18 protein-coding genes are annotated in these 18,715 nt (G+C 45.6%); 6 read left to right on the plus strand and 12 right to left on the minus strand.

The genetic code is table 11. From position 1 onward, the window contains the following. Nucleotides 1–100 precede the first annotated feature (100 nt). Both IXB50_RS08565 and IXB50_RS08570 read right to left on the minus strand, forming a co-directional pair. Nucleotides 101–1,255 (minus strand): anhydro-N-acetylmuramic acid kinase, encoded by a 1,155-nt coding sequence (locus IXB50_RS08565; RefSeq protein ID WP_215608539.1) that lies wholly within the window; start codon nt 1,253–1,255, stop codon nt 101–103. A gap of 59 nt (nt 1,256–1,314) precedes the next feature. After that, entirely contained in the window at nt 1,315–2,019 is a 705-nt protein-coding gene (locus IXB50_RS08570) for a potassium channel family protein (protein ID WP_215608540.1), read from the minus strand. A 340-nt stretch (nt 2,020–2,359) separates the two neighbouring features. Between IXB50_RS08570 and IXB50_RS08575 the strand changes: the two genes are divergently transcribed. The 3 genes from IXB50_RS08575 to IXB50_RS08585 all read left to right on the plus strand — a co-directional run bounded on the left by IXB50_RS08575 (nt 2,360) and on the right by IXB50_RS08585 (nt 5,961). Continuing rightward, complete coding sequence (locus tag IXB50_RS08575) at nt 2,360–3,523, plus strand: GuaB3 family IMP dehydrogenase-related protein (protein WP_215608541.1); 1,164 nt, start codon at nt 2,360–2,362, stop codon at nt 3,521–3,523. Nucleotides 3,524–4,172: 649 nt separating this feature from the next. Beyond that, entirely contained in the window at nt 4,173–4,493 is a 321-nt protein-coding gene (trxA, locus tag IXB50_RS08580; protein WP_215608542.1) for a thioredoxin, read from the plus strand. 403 nt (nt 4,494–4,896) lie between these two features. Then, nucleotides 4,897–5,961: an LOG family protein gene (locus IXB50_RS08585; protein ID WP_215608543.1), complete on the plus strand. Its 1,065-nt coding sequence runs from the start codon at nt 4,897–4,899 to the stop codon at nt 5,959–5,961. 82 nt (nt 5,962–6,043) lie between these two features. Here the strand turns inward: IXB50_RS08585 and IXB50_RS08590 are convergent, their stop codons facing one another. The 8 genes from IXB50_RS08590 to prfB form a co-directional block, all read right to left on the minus strand. Further along, entirely contained in the window at nt 6,044–7,564 is a 1,521-nt protein-coding gene (locus IXB50_RS08590; RefSeq protein WP_246564278.1) for an N-acetylmuramoyl-L-alanine amidase, read from the minus strand. Nucleotides 7,565–7,906: 342 nt separating this feature from the next. Next, the gene (locus IXB50_RS08595) at nt 7,907–9,241 is read right to left on the minus strand and encodes an aminopeptidase P N-terminal domain-containing protein (RefSeq protein WP_215608587.1); all 1,335 of its coding nucleotides are present in this window, start codon (nt 9,239–9,241) and stop codon (nt 7,907–7,909) included. A gap of 35 nt (nt 9,242–9,276) precedes the next feature. After that, entirely contained in the window at nt 9,277–10,035 is a 759-nt protein-coding gene (locus tag IXB50_RS08600) for an MBL fold metallo-hydrolase (RefSeq protein WP_215608545.1), read from the minus strand. 127 nt (nt 10,036–10,162) lie between these two features. Further along, the gene (locus tag IXB50_RS08605; protein ID WP_215608546.1) at nt 10,163–10,780 is read right to left on the minus strand and encodes an anthranilate synthase component II; all 618 of its coding nucleotides are present in this window, start codon (nt 10,778–10,780) and stop codon (nt 10,163–10,165) included. 28 nt (nt 10,781–10,808) lie between these two features. Further along, nucleotides 10,809–11,252, minus strand: coding sequence for a diacylglycerol kinase family protein (locus IXB50_RS08610; RefSeq protein WP_215608547.1), 444 nt, complete (start codon nt 11,250–11,252; stop codon nt 10,809–10,811). A gap of 263 nt (nt 11,253–11,515) precedes the next feature. Then, complete coding sequence (gene ybeY / locus IXB50_RS08615) at nt 11,516–12,034, minus strand: rRNA maturation RNase YbeY (protein ID WP_215608548.1); 519 nt, start codon at nt 12,032–12,034, stop codon at nt 11,516–11,518. After that, entirely contained in the window at nt 12,031–12,207 is a 177-nt protein-coding gene (locus IXB50_RS08620; protein WP_215608549.1) for a DUF3285 domain-containing protein, read from the minus strand. The genes ybeY and IXB50_RS08620 overlap by 4 nt, the downstream gene beginning before the upstream one ends. 121 nt (nt 12,208–12,328) lie before the next feature. Next, nucleotides 12,329–13,454, minus strand: a protein-coding gene (gene prfB / locus IXB50_RS08625) for a peptide chain release factor 2 (protein WP_215608550.1) whose coding sequence is annotated in 2 segments (ribosomal slippage) — nt 12,329–13,378 and nt 13,380–13,454 — 1,125 coding nt in all. Because the reading frame shifts where the segments join, the coding sequence is not laid out codon by codon here. A gap of 88 nt (nt 13,455–13,542) precedes the next feature. Here prfB and IXB50_RS08630 point away from each other — a divergent pair. From IXB50_RS08630 to smpB, 3 genes are all read left to right on the plus strand, one after another. Beyond that, nucleotides 13,543–14,169 carry a TenA family protein gene (locus tag IXB50_RS08630; RefSeq protein WP_215608551.1) on the plus strand — a complete coding sequence of 209 codons (627 nt, stop codon included), beginning with the start codon at nt 13,543–13,545 and terminating at the stop codon, nt 14,167–14,169. A gap of 353 nt (nt 14,170–14,522) precedes the next feature. Continuing rightward, nucleotides 14,523–14,789, plus strand: coding sequence for a YciI family protein (locus tag IXB50_RS08635; RefSeq protein WP_215608552.1), 267 nt, complete (start codon nt 14,523–14,525; stop codon nt 14,787–14,789). A 69-nt stretch (nt 14,790–14,858) separates the two neighbouring features. Next, a complete protein-coding gene (gene smpB, locus IXB50_RS08640; protein WP_215608553.1) occupies nt 14,859–15,344 on the plus strand; it encodes an SsrA-binding protein SmpB in 486 nt (161 codons plus the stop codon). On the opposite strand, the gene IXB50_RS08645 is transcribed toward smpB, so the two are convergent. Next, nucleotides 15,341–16,879 carry a peptide ligase PGM1-related protein gene (locus IXB50_RS08645; protein ID WP_326520756.1) on the minus strand — a complete coding sequence of 513 codons (1,539 nt, stop codon included), beginning with the start codon at nt 16,877–16,879 and terminating at the stop codon, nt 15,341–15,343. The two genes, smpB and IXB50_RS08645, sit on opposite strands and share 4 nt — an antisense overlap. A gap of 307 nt (nt 16,880–17,186) precedes the next feature. Beyond that, nucleotides 17,187–17,972, minus strand: coding sequence for an RNA polymerase sigma factor SigF (locus IXB50_RS08650; protein WP_215608554.1), 786 nt, complete (start codon nt 17,970–17,972; stop codon nt 17,187–17,189). Between the last annotated feature and the right edge of the window lie 743 nt (nt 17,973–18,715).

An 18,715-nucleotide genomic window follows, 5' to 3' on the forward strand; every position in this document is an offset into this window, starting at 1 on the left:
TAACAATTCTGTAGCTGTTTCTAGGTAGTTTTCGCTGTTAATTTATTTCCCCTTTCAGAGTAGATGAGATGCCAATGTATTGTGATAGTTTCTGAATGTTTTATTTACTGATCTCTGTGGCAAGGTGATCTTTGACTTTGTGAATATGACCTAGTAGACAGGGGTGGCTAGCTCCCGTGACGGTGAGAAGGTTGCCTGGGTGCTGATGCCAACGCCAATATCCTAGGATGGCAAAGGCGATCGCTTCCTTGAATCTGCTGTCAAGACCGACGTCATCTGTGGTGAGTATCGGAATATCAGGCAATCTAGATTGGAGTTGCGATCGCAAGTATCCATTTTGACTTCCTCCACCGCATAGTAGAACTTCGTCGGGGAGACGGGGTAGCTGACGGTAACTATCGACGATTGTGGCAGCAGTAAAGGCCGTTAGGGTCGCAAGGAAATCGGCCTGGTCTAGGTCAAATGCCTGTGCCTCTTGCCAACATCGCTGACCATAGCTGGCCCCAAATAGTTCCCGACCGGTGGATTTGGGTGGGGGTTGCTTAAAAAATGACTGCTCTAACCATTGGTCTATCAAAGTTTGGCAGGGGTTGCCCTGGGCTGCCCAGTTACCGTCATGGTCATAAGTTAGTGTCCCGTTACTAAAGGCGTGAACTGCCCAGTCAATTAACGCATTGCCAGGGCCTGTATCCCAGCCAATGATGCTTTCTGGTGGACTATCTGCACGATCCCATGGTGGCAGATAGGTGAGGTTACCAATGCCGCCAATGTTTTGTATGCAGCGATGACGTTGGGGATCGCTGAGAAGACTGGCATCAACGGGAGGTACCAGGGGAGCTCCTTGTCCGCCAGCAGCTATATCTGCGGCGCGAAAATCACTAATGGTTGGAGTTTGGGTGAGATGGGCGATCAGTGCGCCTCGCCCCAGTTGCCAGCTGTACCCTAGATTATTATTGGTTGGGGGGCGATGATAAACAGTTTGGCCATGGGATGCGACTACATCCGCCTGTCCTAGATGATTAGCGACGTCGGCAAATGAGATTGCAATTTCATCGTCCAATTCCACAATGTCGGCCATGGTTAGTGGGGCACCATGACATACTGAGAGGATGCGATTACGAAGCCCCGCCGGATAATTGCCAGTATGCGTTGCCAAGAGCTCGATTTGAACGTTATATTCCTTACCCGTGACTTCAACTAAGGCCGCATCAATTCCATCGACGGAAGTGCCGCTCATCAAGCCAATGAATTTCATGCTTTCTGGTCCTTCCAATATTGTGCCATTTGTCTGGTGAGTAAACCCACATAAAAACACTACATAGGCAATTTATCGATGCCTTTATTGGAGCCCACCACTACCATCAGCGTCCCAGCCCTTAGACGGGTGACTGGACTAGGATTGATTTCAAACTTATCCATGGCATTTTCTTTGCTGATGGCCATTAATGTCAGTCCAAAGTGGTTTCGTAGGTCCAATTCAACAATGGTCTTACCATCAAACACTTGAGGGACGACTACTTCAACAATGCTGTGATCAGGGTCGAGTTCAAATCGATCTAGCACTCCTGGGCGTGTTAAGGAACGAGCCAATTCACAGCCCATTTCAAATTCTGGAAACACTACATGATCAGCTCCTACCCGCTGGAGGAGTTTGCCATGGATTTCTGTAGATGCCTTGGCAACCACATTGGCAACACCTGCCTCTTTTACATTGAGAGTGGTGATAATGCTCTCTTGGATATAGTTACCGATGGCTACAATCACCGTATCAAAATCAGGGATGCCCGCTTCCTGTAAAGCCGAAGGCTGAGTAGAGTCCATTTGAACAGCGTGGGCGGCAATTTGATCTGTTAATACCTGAGCCACCCGATTTTCATCAGAATCAATACCCAAGACCTCATAACCCATGCCATGTAGGGTAAGGCAGACGGCACGGCCAAAGCGACCTAAGCCAATGACCGCAAACTGGCGATTGTTAGCCCGCAGATTTCTAAAAAACTTGAGTGAAGATAAATTCACGGCGATTGCCCATAACTCAGTAGTTTGGGAGAGTATCGTGCTGTTAAAAGGCGAACTGTAACTTCCCCGAACCTTATCGTTGAGCATACCCTGATTAGTTCGTCTGCATAGGTCTGTTATGGAATGCATGGATAGACCTTCTGCATAGCCTTATTTAATTTTATCGAGAGTTTTATGGTTTCAATGGTCTATAACTTGCCATGTTACAGACTTAACGTTGCTTACCTCATTCTCCTCAAAACGTGCTCTGCCAAATTCCTAGGCTACCTAACCACAAACGATTGAGAATCGATTTCTTTCTTTGCTAGGCTAACCTAATGATCTTGGGAAGGAGATATCAGTGAACATTCAACTTGGTCGTGGCAAAACAGCAAGACGTGCCTATGGCATTGATGAAATTGCATTGGTGCCTGGACCTAAAACCCTAGATCCCGCATTAGCCGATACCCGTTGGACGCTCGGCAATGTAGAACGTGAAATTCCTATTATTGCTAGTGCAATGGATGGTGTTATTGACGTTCGTATGGCTGTGGAGCTTTCGAAACTGGGTGCTCTTGGCGTTTTAAATCTAGAAGGCATTCAAACTCGTTATGAGGATCCTAATCCAGTTTTGGATCGCATCTCATCCGTGGGAAAAGCAGAGTTTGTGCCTCTAATGCAGGAAATTTATGCACGACCGGTACAACCAGCATTAATTAAGCAACGGATCTCAGATATCAAGTCTCAAGGTGGGATTGCAGCGGTGAGTCTAACGCCTATGGGAGCTGCTAAGTATGGTCAGACAGTTGCCGAAGTTGAAGCTGATCTCGTCTTTATCCAGGCAACCGTCGTATCTACGAATCATTTATCACCTGAGTCTATTTTGTCTCTGGACCTGGCAAACTTCTGTGCTGAAATGCCCATGCCAGTGATTTTGGGTAACTGTGTCACTTACGAGGTTACCTTAGAGTTAATGAAGGCTGGAGCTGCCGGAGTGCTTGTTGGGATTGGCCCTGGAGCTGCCTGTACATCACGTGGTGTATTAGGAGTAGGTGTTCCCCAGGCGACTGCTGTTTCTGATTGTGCGGCCGCTCGGGATGACTATCAGCGAGAAACGGGACGCTATGTGCCTGTGATTGCGGATGGTGGATTAGTCACCGGAGGAGACATTTGTAAATCAATTGCCTCAGGTGCTGATGGTGTGATGATTGGTTCTCCCTTTGCCCGTGCCGCTGAAGCGCCCGGGCGCGGTTTTCACTGGGGCATGGCTACACCTAGTCCAGTGCTACCTAGAGGTACCCGGATTAATGTGGGTACGACAGGGACGCTTGAGCAGATTTTACGAGGACCCGCTCAACTTGACGATGGTACCCACAATCTCCTCGGAGCTCTAAAAACTAGCATGGGTACCCTAGGCGCAAAAGATCTAAAGGATATGCAGAAAGTAGAGGTCGTTATTGCCCCTTCACTATTGACTGAGGGTAAGGTTTACCAGAAAGCTCAGCAGCTAGGAATGGGTAAGTAATTCAGGCACTGCTAGCCCTTGGTATCAGTTGAGCTGTCAAGTATAGACAAGCTCAACTGGTATTTAGCAGTTCATTTCTGAAATTAGCAATGCTATCAGTTGTGTCTAGACCAGTCGACTTTGTTAGAAAAAATAGAGCTATTTTAGATAAGCTTTGAGATTTTTGCGATGTAGAATTTTCAGTCAGAAATTATGTCTGAATAAAACAGTTTCTTCCCGCAACATGATCAATATCACTTAGCCATTATGATGAGTGTCACGATCCTTTATTTTTTCTCGCAGACGCAATAAAACAAAACTTAAAATCCTCGTCATACCTGAGGTGTAGGGGATGGCAAAAGCTGAGACTTGACCTACAATGAGACAGAAAGCGGAGACGGAAGTTTCCGTTCACTCCTCACACCACACTCCGCCTAAACCTAATTGGTTTAGGCGGTTCCTACATGGACAAAAGCTAATGTTTTTAGTTGGCAAAAGCTTCTACTAGGAATAGCCGCTCTATCCCTCAATTAACCTGGGCGCTCTTTGTCGGTCATGGAGTCGACCATAAAACGGTATTCTTAAAGTTGATTTTTCCAATGCTGAGATGAGTCGAACGCCAAAATCAGCTATGGTAAGAATCTGATATTTGACGACAAGGAATATAGGGATGTCAGCCGCACAAGTCACAGATTCGACATTCGAACAAGAAGTTATCAAAAGCGAGCTACCGGTGCTTGTAGACTTCTGGGCCCCATGGTGTGGTCCTTGCCGGATGGTTGCACCCGTGGTGGACGAGATTTCTGAGCAATACGATGGCAAAGTAAAGGTTGTTAAGGTCAATACGGATGATAATCCGAAAGTTGCCAGTCAATATGGTATTCGCAGTATTCCTACCTTAATGATCTTTAAGGATGGTCAACGTGTCGATATGGTCGTTGGTGCTGTGCCAAAGACAACTCTGGCTAATACCCTTGAGAAGTATTTATAAGCATTGATTTTCTGTTGATTTGCTTTTTTCATTAGGGCAAACTAATTAGTTAGTAATGTGTCGAAGTAATCTGTATAAATACTGAGTTTTGAATACTTTTCACGACCTCACAAAAGTTTTGAGGTCGTTTTTTTTGATGATTAAAATGGTTTCAAATTTGTGTCTATCCTTTGTCTATAAAGCATGTGAATAGTAATGCTGTAGTTCAATTGTCGTAATAACAGAAAACCATTATTCGCTTATTACTATTCTTCTTAAGATATAAAAACTTTTTAAGTTTATTAGTCAATTTCTCGTAGCAATAGGAGGTCCCGGTCTCCTATTGTGCCGAGGCATTGCTATACAATTGGGGATCTAAATGCTCTGAGTCAAGCGGTTAAGAATCTTCACCAATTTGTGTTTTATGGTCATCTCAAATACAAAACTACCCACTCATTTACAAGAGAAGATTTCTGAAATTGTCACCCAGTTGCCTTCTATGGAACATGGGGCTGTCATTCAACAGATTTTAGAAACTCTGGTGAGAATGATTGGACGAGAGGCTGATCGCTTAGATTGGAAGATTTTGAACAATACATTGCAGGATATGGAGCTCGGGTTCCAAGGCTTTTATCCTCATCGTCATACTCGTAAAATTGCGATTTTTGGTTCCGCCCGTACCCCTGCTGAACATCCTGATTATCAGTTAGCTAAGATGTTTGCTCAACGAGCGGCGAAACAGGGCTTTATGATTATGACTGGTGCAGGTCCTGGCATCATGCAAGCGGGGAATGAAGGGGCGGGGGTAGAACATTCATTTGGTTTAAATATTCAATTACCGTTTGAGCAAGGGTCTAATCCGATTATGGAAAACGACCCCAAGTTGCTCACATTCAAATATTTCTTTACACGCAAACTATTTTTTTTGCGAGAGTGTGATGCCTTAGCAGTTTTTCCAGGTGGTTTTGGTACTCAAGATGAGGCGTTTGAATCGTTGACGCTAGTTCAAACAGGTAAAGCTGAGCCTATGCCGATTGTGCTAATTGATCATCCTGGTGGTAATTATTGGCAAGGTTGGGATACTTATGTGCGTGATCACCTTATGGCTAATCGTCTGATTAGTTCCGATGATCCCAGCCTTTATGTGATGACAGACAATATTGATGATGCCTGGGATGAAATTACAAATTATTACCGAGTGTTTCACTCTAGTCGATATGTAGGCGATCGTTTGATCTTACGTTTGAATTCTTGCCTGCGCTCTGGAGCTTTAGAGGAGTTAAATCATTCCTTTGGCGATATTGTGGCGGCGGGAAAAATTGAGATGATGGATGCGTTACCAGAGGAGCGGGCGGACGAAACATTAGGGCTACCTCGGCTAGTATTTCAGTTTAACCATCGTGATTTTGGGCGTTTGCAGCAGCTTATTCGTAGGCTTAACTCTTTGGGCGAGCCCTGTGAGGCTACAGAACATCCAGAGCATAAGTAAGAGCCCTTTACAGAGCTATAAAGCATAAGGGAAAGCAAATTATAGAGAGTTGGAGTTGGATGCTGGACCCTTCGCTAAAGGGCTAAAATTCGTTTTGAATATGAGTGAGGATGCCTCGTGCGATCGCATTTGCCATTCGACTGCGCCATTCAGGATCGCGCAGGTTATGGATATCCTCGGCCCCAGTAACAAATCCGACCTCAACCAAAATAGCAGGCATAGAGGTGCGACGAATGACGTAGAACCTTGCCTGACGTACCCGTCGGTCAGGCATGCCCATGGCTCGCAATACAGTGTCATGTACCGTACGGGCAAAACGAGAGCCAGCGTTGGAATAATAATAGGTTTCTAAGCCATTGACGTCAGGTCGACTTAGATTAATAGCATTGGCGTGGATGCTAACAAATAAATCGGCATCGGCGCGTTCTGCCACTCGGACGCGTGGGTCAAGATCAAGTTCAATATCTCGATTACGGGTCATGACCACCTCGACACCCTGCTCTCTTAGGATGGCTGCAACTTGTTGTGAAATTGGCAGGATCACCTGTTTTTCTTGCAGCCCTCCAATGCCAACAGCCCCAGGATCCCGTCCTCCATGGCCAGGATCAATCGCCACAACAATTCTCCTTTGATTTACCCGAGGTAGTTCATCAGGAAATGTATTTCTCGATGGGCGAGGAGAGACCTGCTCGGGCGAGGTATCGCGGGATGGGCGATTTGCAACTGAATCAGAAGGCACTGGCATATTATCCCTAGGTGCACTGTCTGGAATATCTCGAATAGCAACTCCATCCGGGAGGACAGCAATTCCCCGAAAACTACTGCTAATCTCAGTTGAAATCGTTCGCCAATCAGGACTATCTTCTCCCAATGTCATAGTGATCAATACCGCCGAATTACTTTGGGATATATCCCAACTTTCGATGCTGTAGCGATTGTTAGGTAATGAGTTGGCCGTGAGCCCAGGTGCAATGGAGCTATCGCGAAGTTCTAATGTGATGGTGCGTTCCGGATCGCGGCGGCGAGGGCGGGAGCGGCTAAGACGTACCTCGGGTGCTTTCCCTGTTACTCGAATGAAAAAGCCATCGGCTGTAGCGACGATACTCCGTATTTGTGTATTGTCTGTCGATGTTTCAGGTGTATCTGCCGTTTGCACCTGATTAGCTGTTTGGGTAGGGGACGGTGATTGCCTTGGACGAGGGGCAGCGTTATTCCGTGTTAATTCAGGTAGCTGTACAAACCAGCGGCGGCTAGTTTCGCCTCGTACTTGCACTTGTTGTGGGTCTAGTGTGTAGCCTGGAGCCAACTCAATCACGATGCGGGCTGTTTGGGCATCAAGTTGGCCAACTCGAACTTCCTGTAGACCTTCTTGTAAACGCTGTCGAGTATTTGAACTGGTGACCTGGGTCTCAGGTAGGTCAATGACCAAACGTGTTGGGTTGAAAATCAGCTGTGCTTTGGGACGTACCTGAGTATCGGTCGTAAATGTCAGCCGACTTTCTTGTTGGTCAAAGCGCCAGAACTGAAGGTTAGCGGCATCTGCTGGCAAGGCAATCAGAACTGCCCCCAGAATGCCAACAACGCCAGATGTCAGGATAGACATCCTTTGAATGACTACTTGACTAGAAAGTAAAGGATTCCAATGCACAGCTTCAGTACGTTTCAATAGTATTGATCCCACAGCTATCAACATGTTGGATGAAGTCCAGGGTCAACGTCGCAAGACAAGGGTAGCCGCATTTGCACAATGTTTAAGATATTGAACATCAAATTGTGCGATTTGTGGGAATCCCCTTTCTTTGATTCATCCAACTATGGTGCTTTCAGACAAGAATCAATAGAGATGTCCGTAACTAATAATGGGGCAGACTGCTCCGCCGTTAGCATGCCCTTATCAAGAAGATTTAATACAGGGCAGTTGCTTTTTCAACATTGCTATTTGTGATCAGGACCTATTCAGGACTGGCCCATGGGCTTCCATTGCATCCATACTTTTGGGTACAGCTGCGGTGAGAATATCGTGGCCAGTGGGGGTTACGAGTACATCGTCTTCGATCCGAATGCCAATTCCCCGCCAGCGGCTATCCACCATGGGTTGTCCTTCTACGGGCTCGTAGTCTGGAGCAATGTAGATGCCGGGTTCAACTGTAACTACGTTACCTGAAGCAAAGGGTTGCCAGGTTTTATCTGGATTACGCAATGTGCCACTGTCATGGACATCTAGTCCCAAAAAGTGACCAGTGCCATGCATAAAAAAGGCCTTATGTTTTTTTTCTTCGATCAGCGTATCTACATTGCCTGCGAGCAGTCCTAGCTCCACCAGCCCCTCAGTAATAGTGCGTGTGGCAGCATCGTGAAAATCATTAAAAGGGCGACCAGGCTGAACGGCCTCAATGGCTTTGAGTTGGGCCTCTAGGACCAGTTCATAAAGAATACGTTGCTCAGAGGTAAAACGTTCGCCTACGGGAAATGTGCGGGTGATATCGGCGTTGTAATAACCATAGGCACAGCCAGCATCGATTAATAGTAGATCGCCCATTTGCATTTGACGGTCGTTTTCGATGTAGTGCAATATGCAGGCGTTGATGCCGGAGGCAACGATGGATGGGTAAGCTGGTCCAAGAGCGCCTTCCAGCCTAAAAATATGTTCTATTTCTGCCTGGATTTCATATTCGTAGCGACCGGGGTGAGTGATCGCCATGGCATGGTTGTGAGCCTTGGCAGATATGGCGACAGCTTTACGCATTTGCTCTAGTTCGCTAGCAGTTTTAAGGCGGCGAAACTGTTGCATGAGTAATCGTCCATCTTCGATAGCAATCGGCCCGCGACCACGTTTGGGATATTTTCTTAATATCCTTTGCCATAGGGCTAAGATGTGCTGATCTAGACTGCCGTCGTCGCCAAAGTGATAGTAGAGCCGGTCAGCATTTTCCACATATTGAGGTAGCTTTTCGGCAAGTTCTTCCAGGGGATAGGCTTCCTGGGCACCGTATTTCTCTTTGACTAGATCCACCCCTGTACGACGGCCTGACCAGGTTTCTTTGTCTTTGTCTTTGGGCCTTACGAATAGTACAAACTGATGTTCTTCGTGATGGGGAGCTAGGATTGCGATCGCACCCGGTTCATTAAACCCTGTGAGATAGAAAAAATCGCTGTTTTGGCGAAATGGATATTCCACGTCGTTATGCATCACGGCCGTTGGTGCACTTCCAAAAATAGCCGTCCCCTGGCCGATGACGTTCATCACGGCCTGTCGCCGCTGTTGATATTCTGGATTCATGGACATGTGAGGTGGGGTGATCAGAGTTAATCCGTTTAGGAGAGAACCTTAATCCGCATGCCGTTAGCTGGGAGGCTACTACCCTGCAGTGTGAGTGTGCTACCTACGCGATCAATAGGAGTACCTGCCATCAGTCCTAAAAATTCATCGACAGCTTCCAGCTCACAGCTACTACTGGCGGCATTGGTTCGATACTGAGTGGGAATAACTACTTTGGGTTGTAGACTTTTGACTGTAGCAACTGCTTCTGCAGGGTTATATGCCTTGGGACCACCGCCTACTGGGACCAGTAATACATCAGGACGACCAATCAGAATCTTATCCTCTAGGTCAATTGGAGCGGCTGCTCCGCCTAGATGAACAACGTTAATACCAGCCTGAGTCCATAGCCAGGCTGTATTGATGCCAAATCGTCTCCCCCCTTCACGATCGTGAGGCATCCCAACACCTTGGACACTGAGGCCATTAATTTCATAGGCACCTGGTTCATCCAGCAAATTGACCGAAGCTGCCTCAGGAATAAAGCCTTCATCCAATAGTCGGCTACTGACTAAGATCAAATCCGTGCCGCTTAATGAAGGTGCCCTGTAACCCTGAGTGCATCCTCGGGGATCAAAGGGATTTGTCAAAATGGTTTTACCACTGCCAGCAAACTTAAAACACATGTGTCCTAGAGATGTAATCCTCAAGGTCCCAGTTTGAGCTTGATAGGCTTGCCAATTAGAGGCAATTCCCAGACCAAGGGTGCTAATAAATGCTGCACTGGCATTCTGAAGTAATTGCCGCCGTTTCATAGTTGTCCTCACATCCCATTTGTATCAAACTGTCCATGACTTGTTATAGTGCCATAGCCTTGGGGCACTCGCTAAATCAGATGGACAGTTTTCTGGGGTTGAGATAATTCTAAATTGTTCGAAACCTTTAGCTAGCTAGTAATGCTGGTACTTGGGTGGGAATGGTACTCAAAAAGTTCTGTAGCAGCTGTTTTCCCGATTGGGTCAACACGCTTTCGGGATGAAACTGTACGCCTTGAATATGAGGATACTGACGGTGGCGCAACCCCATAATCGTTCCGTCATCGAGCCAAGCAGTAATTTCTAAGCATTCAGGACAGCTATCTCGTTCTACCACCAGACTGTGGTAGCGGGTTGCAACCAATGGATTATCTAATCCTGAAAACACCCCCTGATGGGTGTGGATAACTGGTGACGTTTTGCCGTGCATCAGTTCAGCAGCAGCTGTAACGGTGCCACCAAATACTTGACCAATGCTTTGATGACCTAGACAAACACCTAATATTGGGATTGTAGGACCCAGTTCTTTAATCAGTTCTAAAGAAATACCGGCATCGTCAGGAGTTCCCGGTCCAGGGGAAATTAAGATTCCATCGGGTGCTTGAGTGCGAATCTGTTCCAGGGTAATTTGATCATTGCGAAACACTTGTATTTCAGCTGCAATAGCCAGTGTCTGACCCAATTCCCCTAGGTACTGCACCAGGTTATAAGTAAAACTGTCGTAATTATCAATGACTAAAATCATTGCTTGTTCAAAGCTCAGTTAGCTCAGCTTAAGCGATCTCTGGATATAACAGCACTAGCAAAAGGGGTAAGTAAATGAAGGCGGCTACGAGTAAAGCCGCTATGGCAGATATTAAGACAGCGCCAGCAGCACAGTCTTTAGCAATTTTGGCAAGTTCGTGATAAGTCTGGCCAACCGTTAAATCCACCACAGACTCTAGAGCGGTATTCATAAGTTCCATGACTAAGACAATGCTAATGGTGATGGCAACAATGGCTGCCTCAATTAGCTGAATGTGCAGCAATATGCCAAGGATGAGCGCTACTAAGCCAATTGCTAAATGAATACGGAAATTTCGCTGAGTTCTGACGGCATAGACAATGCCTGCCCACGCATAGCGAAAACTCGTAAATAAATTAGGTGCAACCTGCCAAGCAGTTTTGCTTTCCTTTTTGCTTTTGGATGCAGTTTGAAGGTTAGATGAAATAGACATGCACGAACCCTAGAGTTAATGTTGTATGTCAGTCAGTACGGTAGTACAAAACTGTAATTCAATCGCGATTAACCAAAATAGAGTTTTGGTTAATCGCATAGTCCATCAAGAAGACACCTACTCACTTCGGACCTAATTAATCGAAGCCTGAAACTACTCAATAGGTTCCCGAAAGAATTATCATTCTGCAGACTATGTTAACCTTCATCAAAATCTGTAATCGTATATTACCTATCCAGATTCAGGGATTAACATTTTTTTCGCTAAACCGTTAAGTTGATTCGTTTTAACAGACGTATCTGCTTCTCTAGCATAAGTTTCAGGCTGACATCGTCGGGATGGTCCCATCCTAATAGATGTAAGAGACCATGGGTGGCAAGCCAGGCTAATTCTTGGGTAAGAGAGTAGTTGGCATCATGGCGCTGTCGCTGGGCGGTTTCGACCGAGATGATCACGTCACCTAAGGGTACGGGGGAACTTGCATAAATAGTCTGAACCCCTGGCATTTTAGTTTCTTGAGCCGCAAAAGCTAAAACGTCAGTGGCCTTATCTTGGTGACGATAGGTTGCATTTAATTGTTGAATGGTGGTGTCGTCGGTGAGTAGAAGGCTAGCTTCATACTGACCAATTGGTGATGTTGTTGGGTGTAGATCGATCAGCCATGTACTAAACCAAGTTTGCCACGTAAGTGTGGTTGGCAATTCCGATGGCGCGGCTATTTGCAAAAGCTCTGTGGTTTCTACCCAAAGCTCAATTTCCGGTCTTGACGTCAATGGGGTCATCGAGTCAAGTAAGCCAGACCAATGAGTAGTCCTAAAAGGCCAATGGTTGTCAGAAAAAAGTGAAATAAAGATTTACCACCTTTTTTCACCATGTTGCGCATGGCTAACTTGACATAGCTAGGTGTGACCTCATCAGGCTTTGGATCAGCAGAAGGTTGCGATGTCTGGGACATAGGGATTGTCTAATCAGGTTTATACGATGGTCAAAGAATGGTCTTTAATATTGAGCGAGAGCTCGAACAAGAGGCCTTAGTATATTAAGTAATGTATCAGTTCTTGATGAGATGAGGTTGGTTAAACGTTTGTTGATTGTGTGATTTGATTTTCTTGTTGGAGCAATGCTTCGATAAACGGATCAAGATCGCCATTCATGACATCTTCAACGGCTGTGGTTTCAACATTTGTGCGTAGGTCCTTCACCATTTGGTAAGGGTGAAAGACGTAGTTACGAATTTGATTTCCCCAAGCGGCCTCTACCATATCGCCACGAATATCAGCAACAGCCTGGGCCTGTTGTTCTTGGGCGATAACTAGGAGCTTAGCTTTGAGCAGAGCCATGGCTTTTTCTCGGTTTTGTAGTTGCGATCTCTCCTGAGTACAACGCACTGACAATCCGGTTGGTAAGTGAGTGATCCGGACAGCAGTCTCCACCTTATTCACATTCTGACCACCGGCACCGCCAGAACGAGATGTCTTAATTTCTAGGTCTTTATCAGGAATGTCTAGCTCAATAGTGTCATCCAGGACTGGCATGACTTCAATCCCAGCAAAGCTAGTCTGACGTTTACCATTGGCGTTAAATGGAGAAATCCTTACCAGTCGGTGGGTACCCTTTTCCGCCTTAAGATAGCCATAGGCATAGCGCCCATCAATTTCTAAGGTGGCCGACTTCAAGCCAGCTTCATCACCCTTCGATTCTTCTACAAGCTTGACATTGTAGCTGTGCTGCTCGCACCAGCGGGTATACATGCGTAGTAGCATTTCTGCCCAGTCCTGAGCATCTGTCCCCCCTGCTCCGGCATTGATCGTAACTACGGCACTATTTTTGTCGTAAGGACCAGATAGCAGTTGCTGTAGCTCCCACTGATCGAGAGCTTTAGCAAGGGTCTGAGCTGTTTCTTGAGCTTCGGTCAAGAGTGCTGGATCAGATTCGACCTCTAATAGTTCTACGATGGTTTGAATATCACCTAGCTGGGTGGTCCAGGTATTGAGCTGTTCCAGATAAGATTTATATTCGTTCAGGGTTTGCAGGGTTTTTTGCGCTTGTTCCTGATTGTCCCAAAAGTCTGGTTGGGCCGCTACCTGCTCTAGATCATCGATCTTTGCTTGAATGGCAGGCAGGTCAAAGATACTCCTGAGCTTTGCCCAGGCGATTGGTCAGTAGATCGCTTTCGCGTTTAAGGTCGGACAGATCTAGCATTGGGCAATTGGCTGTCAGTAAAGTAGTTCGTAGCTTACTAATTCTATAATGTCACTCGCAACCCGATTTGACTGTTGACCTATACCCTATGTCCCTTTCTTCTAAACTTTGGCAGGAGCATTTAGACCTTGCCAATGAGAGTCTTGCCCATCCATTTGTCCAAGGCATTGCAGATGGTACCTTACCCAAAGAGATATTTGCTTATTATGTGGGACAGGATGCTTTTTTTTTAGAGGCGTTTGCCCGAGCCTACAGTGTTGCGGCTGCTAAATCCCCAACATGGCAAAGTTTTAATGTATTTCACGATTTGGCTGCAGGGGTTATAGCAGAGCTGAATCTACACCAGAACTATGCACAAACCTGGAATGTTGATCTGAGCCAGGTGCAACCAGGGGCCGCTACACTGCAGTATACGGAATTTTTACTGGCAACAGCTTGGAGTCAGGCTATTGATGTGACGGCGGTAGCCATGGCTCCTTGTATGCGTCTTTATGCCTATTTGGGACAGCGGCTGGCTCATGGAGAGAGCCCAAAGCATACTTACAAGGACTGGATTTCCACTTACAGCAGTGATGAGTTTGAGCCCTTAGTCGCTCAATTAGAATCCATTGTGGATGACTATGCTGAAGATAGTGAGCTGATTCAGTCTACATATCGCTATGCCATGGAATGTGAGCGAGACTTTTTCGAGGCTGCATGGCGATCTCAGGGCTAGGTTAGCTGCGACCGTTTGAGAAGGTTTGTCTTAGTGGGTTTGGCTTATGAGATGGCCACACCTGCCCTGCCCTCGGCAAATTTCCTTAATTCCTCAGTCAACTGATCCACATTGCGCTCGTTAGACCATTCAAATGGAGTCCGCAGCGTGATGTGAGGCGTTGAGTTAAACGCTTTGTGAGAGTCATAGTGCTCTTCAAAATATCTTTTGATTTCGTGACGAGTGCTTGAATCTCCGGTGGTGGTACCAGAGCGATGAAGAATCGCTGCGAATTCATAGGTTTTGAATTAATCTTTCTACAATATATATTTGTAGGGCTGTTGCTGAAGGTCGTTATCTTAAAAGGTTAGTCTATGGTCTGGTTTGTCAAAATTGAGCGTGGCATTGTCAATAAATCCACGTTTGATCAGTTTGTTCCTGCCCATGTTGCTTACGTCAACGACCTCATTGCTAAAGGACATCAGGCTAAAACTGGCTATTGGGCCGAGCGCGGTGGTGGTATGTTGCTGTTTCAGGCATCATCCTTAGCTGAAGCTGAAGCGATTATTCAGGCTGATCCACTGATCCAAAATGGCTGTGTGGATTATGAGTTACATGAATGGCATGTAGTGGTGGAATAGCCCGCTACAATGGCAAGCCTAGGTACAAGCTTCTTCGCAATTTCTGTAGTTTTCAAGACTTAGGTCAGCATGGCGAAAACCAACAAAAAATCCCAGTCCAGTGACGGTTTTAAGGTCATGGCTGATAATCGTCAGGCTAGGTTTACCTATGAAATTTTGGACAGCTATGAAGCTGGAATTGCCCTCAAAGGTACTGAGGTAAAATCCATTCGGGCTGGCAAGGTTAATTTGCGGGATGGCTATGCCCAGGTAAAAAATGGTGAGGTGTGGCTGTTAAATGTCCACATTTCGCCCCACAATATGACTAATCAGGCCTACAACCACGATCCACGTCGTCCTCGACGGTTGCTTTTGCATAAGGCCGAAATTCGGAAGCTCATTGGCAAAGTGGAAGAAAAGGGGCTTACTTTGGTCCCTCTGAAGCTGTACCTAAAAAAAGGCCGTGTCAAGGTCAACATTGCTGTTGGACGTGGTAAAAAGCTGCATGATAAGCGTGAATCCTTAAAGAAAAAGCAGGAAAAACGAGATATTGCTCGTATGCTGAAAAATAGTTAGCTTGTTTCTCTGTCTAAAGCGGTCACGACCTGTTCGTATATTTGCTCGGCTTCTTCGGGAGTATTACCGATACAGGTGAGGCCTAATTTCCCATATTCCGAAAGGCAACCCATTAAGTGAAAAGCTGCTCCTGTACCGGCAATAGAGTTAAAGTGCAACTGCTCCACCATAATGATGTCCATCAGATCATTGGGGAGCAATCCTCGATATTGATCTTTTTGTAAATTGTCGGAAGCTCTATAGAATTTGGGTTGTCCCTGTGGTGTATAAAACTGTCCATCTTCTAGGTTGTAGTTGCCGTTGGTTAAGAGCTGCAGAGCCATAAATGGATGGGTGGTACCTCCTTTACGCAAGTTGATTTCGATTGCGTTTAATTCCCAATATCGTTGCTTTGTTTGTACGGCAATAAAATCGACGCTGTATCGCTCCAACGCTCCACGCTGGGCTAGAACTTCTCCTACCCGACGACCTATTGTCTGTAGTTCCATGCGATAGGCTTCGTCGGCAGGAAATCGACAGCCTAAAAAGATTTGTCCGTCTGGGCCACCGAGAATTTGGTCGTGGGTAGATAGGATTTCTACGTCACCAAAGGGAGTGATATGGCCTTGAACGCTGGGGGACCGTTTGATATCTCCTTCAATGAAAGCCTCTGCGATCGCACCCAGCTCCTCAATTTTGCGACTAAAATGCCCCCAAGTTTCATTCATGTACTGAAATCGCATATGTTTGAAGGCGTCTAGTACAGAACTAACTCGTTTTTCGTGGTGTACTTTGCCAGGTGCAACAGTAGCCAACTCATCCAACATCAGTAGGGCATTGCCTTCTCCGGAAAATCCCTCGTTGAGTTTAATGACAATGCGTTTTAAGTGTGGTTGTCGTTCCCAAAGCTGGGCGGTTGCGATCGCTAGATCTTTAACGCAATAGGTAAGGCTACTTCCCTCTGGATGAGGGACATCACAGGCCGCAAAAATTTCTCGACTGCCAGCTTTAGTCCCTAGCTCTAGCAATGTTGGAGATACCGCCATGAGTGGGATATTGAGCGTTAGCGCTAGTTGCTTCTCCCAATCCGTAGAGTTAAAACACACCATGTAGGCTTCTTGGGGAGAAAGGCAATGACGAATTCGTTCGATTAAACGAGGACGATTCAGGACTTTCTCGGTCAAAGGTCGTTGTGACCCATCATAAGTAGAAAATAATCGCAACCGGTTCTCGGCATGAGAGCTAGGGATACCAGGTAGTAGCTCCAGATAGTAGTCCACAATGCTTGGATGCAATGGTTGAGATGTCACATATATCAATGACGTATTAGGGTTACGTAAATGAAGTAATGAAAACAGTAAGCGTTCTTCATAATGATGTACCCCCTCTACCTTGCGTAATTCCTCTTGATCAAGGCTGAGCGAAGGCACAACCAGAATTTGTCTAGGTTCACGGTCAAAGCAGTTAATCGGTTGCCAGCAAGTGGTCAGTTGAGTCTGAAGCTGGCAAAACCTTGATTCATCTGAGACTATCCAGTTGGCCGATGCAGATGCCACAACAATTCCTTAACCAAGGTAACTGGTTATTGATTTTATTACATCAGATCAAAGCGCAAGGCTTATTCCTCCCATAATTTTGTTCAATTTATTTGAATATAGGTACTCGCTAAAAATCTGATTTTCTGAGATTAATTAGATTCATAAGCACGCTAAGAAATCAAAATATGGTCTATAAAAATAGCAGCGACGTAGAGTAGTTCTCACGTCGCTGTTTATGAGCTAATAAAGGTTTGATGTTACAGCTAAAACTATAGCTATCTTCAAATTTTATTAGCCTGTCAAATTCAGAAAAAATCTAGATGCTTTAGGGATCTGTTTGTAACGCTTGGGGTTGTAAATAGGCAATCATTTGGTCGACACCCCTTTGAATACGGCGAGTCACTGTCATTGGGCTAACTCCAATTCGTTCAGCTACCTCCTTGCGTGAAAGTCCCTTAAAAAACACAAATTCTATAGCTGAACGTGTCTTTTCTTCTAGTTGACTCAGTGCTCGTTGTAGCTGTTGCCGATCCTCTTCCAGAGCTTGTAAGAGCTGATAGTGCATATCAGGTAGGGTGTCTCCGAGCGTGATGGTTGAGTCCGTCTGATGGCAGACAGTGGCATCCAAACTTAAGGGCATGCGGTTCTTATTAGCCATTTTGACCTGACGCCATTCCTTGACAGAAATACTAAGAGCTTCAGCCATTTCATGGTCAGACGGCTGACGACCGTAGTGGCGTAGCAAATCGGCCTGCATTTTCTGGCTAGCCTTTTGCAAATCTTGCCAACGTCGAGGAATTTTAACAGTAGAGCCCCTATCTCGAAGAAAGTGGAGCATTTCGCCGCGAATATAGGGGACAGCAAAGGAACTAAATGCACAGCCTTGGCTTGGATCAAATCGCTCAATGGCTCGGATCAAACCAAGATAACCAATTTGTTCAAGATCTTCGTAAGGTTCAGCGCATTGGTGACTGACGCGGTGCGCTATCTTTCTTACTAAACCTGCATTTAAGCGGACTAAATCATTGCGCAGCTTGATCGATGGCTGTTGTTTATATGCCATCAGCATCTCCATCCCGCGAGAGCGAAGCGATGAGGTTTGAGTAGCCATAGTGTGCTAAATATCCTGTGTCAGGGCGTTAAATCGTGATTTAAGTACATTGTCGGGATGTTGACTTAAGCCCACCATCGTTGGATTACGGGACTCGGTCTATAAATTTTCCGAGAGACTCCGTATATTTACTCTGGCTGTTTAAATAAACACTTTATTTCAGATCGCTCAAATGTATATGGCAAGATACATTGATGACATCTAATCAGTGGATTTCCTGAATGAATTCAGATTAATAAAAAAGTATACTTCTGTGCTTTTTTATGCGTAGAAAATCATTTCTAGAAGTAGATTAAAAGTAAGAAAATATTTTGAAAGCAGTTTCTGCAAGTTTGCATGAGCTCATGTAAGGGTTAACTAGCCCAATTGCTTTACATGCCTTTGAACCCCAAAAACTAGCTATTATTTGAAATTAAGTCTACTATTTAACTTCTTACTCTATAAGCATTCCCATCAAGGTTTATAAATATAACTTTTGCTTGCTAAAGATATTTTTCCTAAAATATTAAATAATTTCTTAGCCGTTTTTTACTAAAAGCCTTTGACTTGCCAGGCACCCTACATCTTGTCCATAAGCAATGACAGGGTTCTTAGGAAACCCTTGAAAGTTCCTTGAATTTGTCTCATTCAAGCTTGTAATATGAAACCCTGGCTGATAGCACCCGGTATCGAAGAGCGTCCACAAGGGAGTACCCCTACAAGATTGTTCATTTTTAATCGAGGTTAAGGACTGCGGATTTGGT

Source organism: Leptothoe spongobia TAU-MAC 1115, assembly GCF_018739885.1.
GTDB lineage: Bacteria > Cyanobacteriota > Cyanobacteriia > Phormidesmidales > Phormidesmidaceae > Leptothoe > Leptothoe spongobia.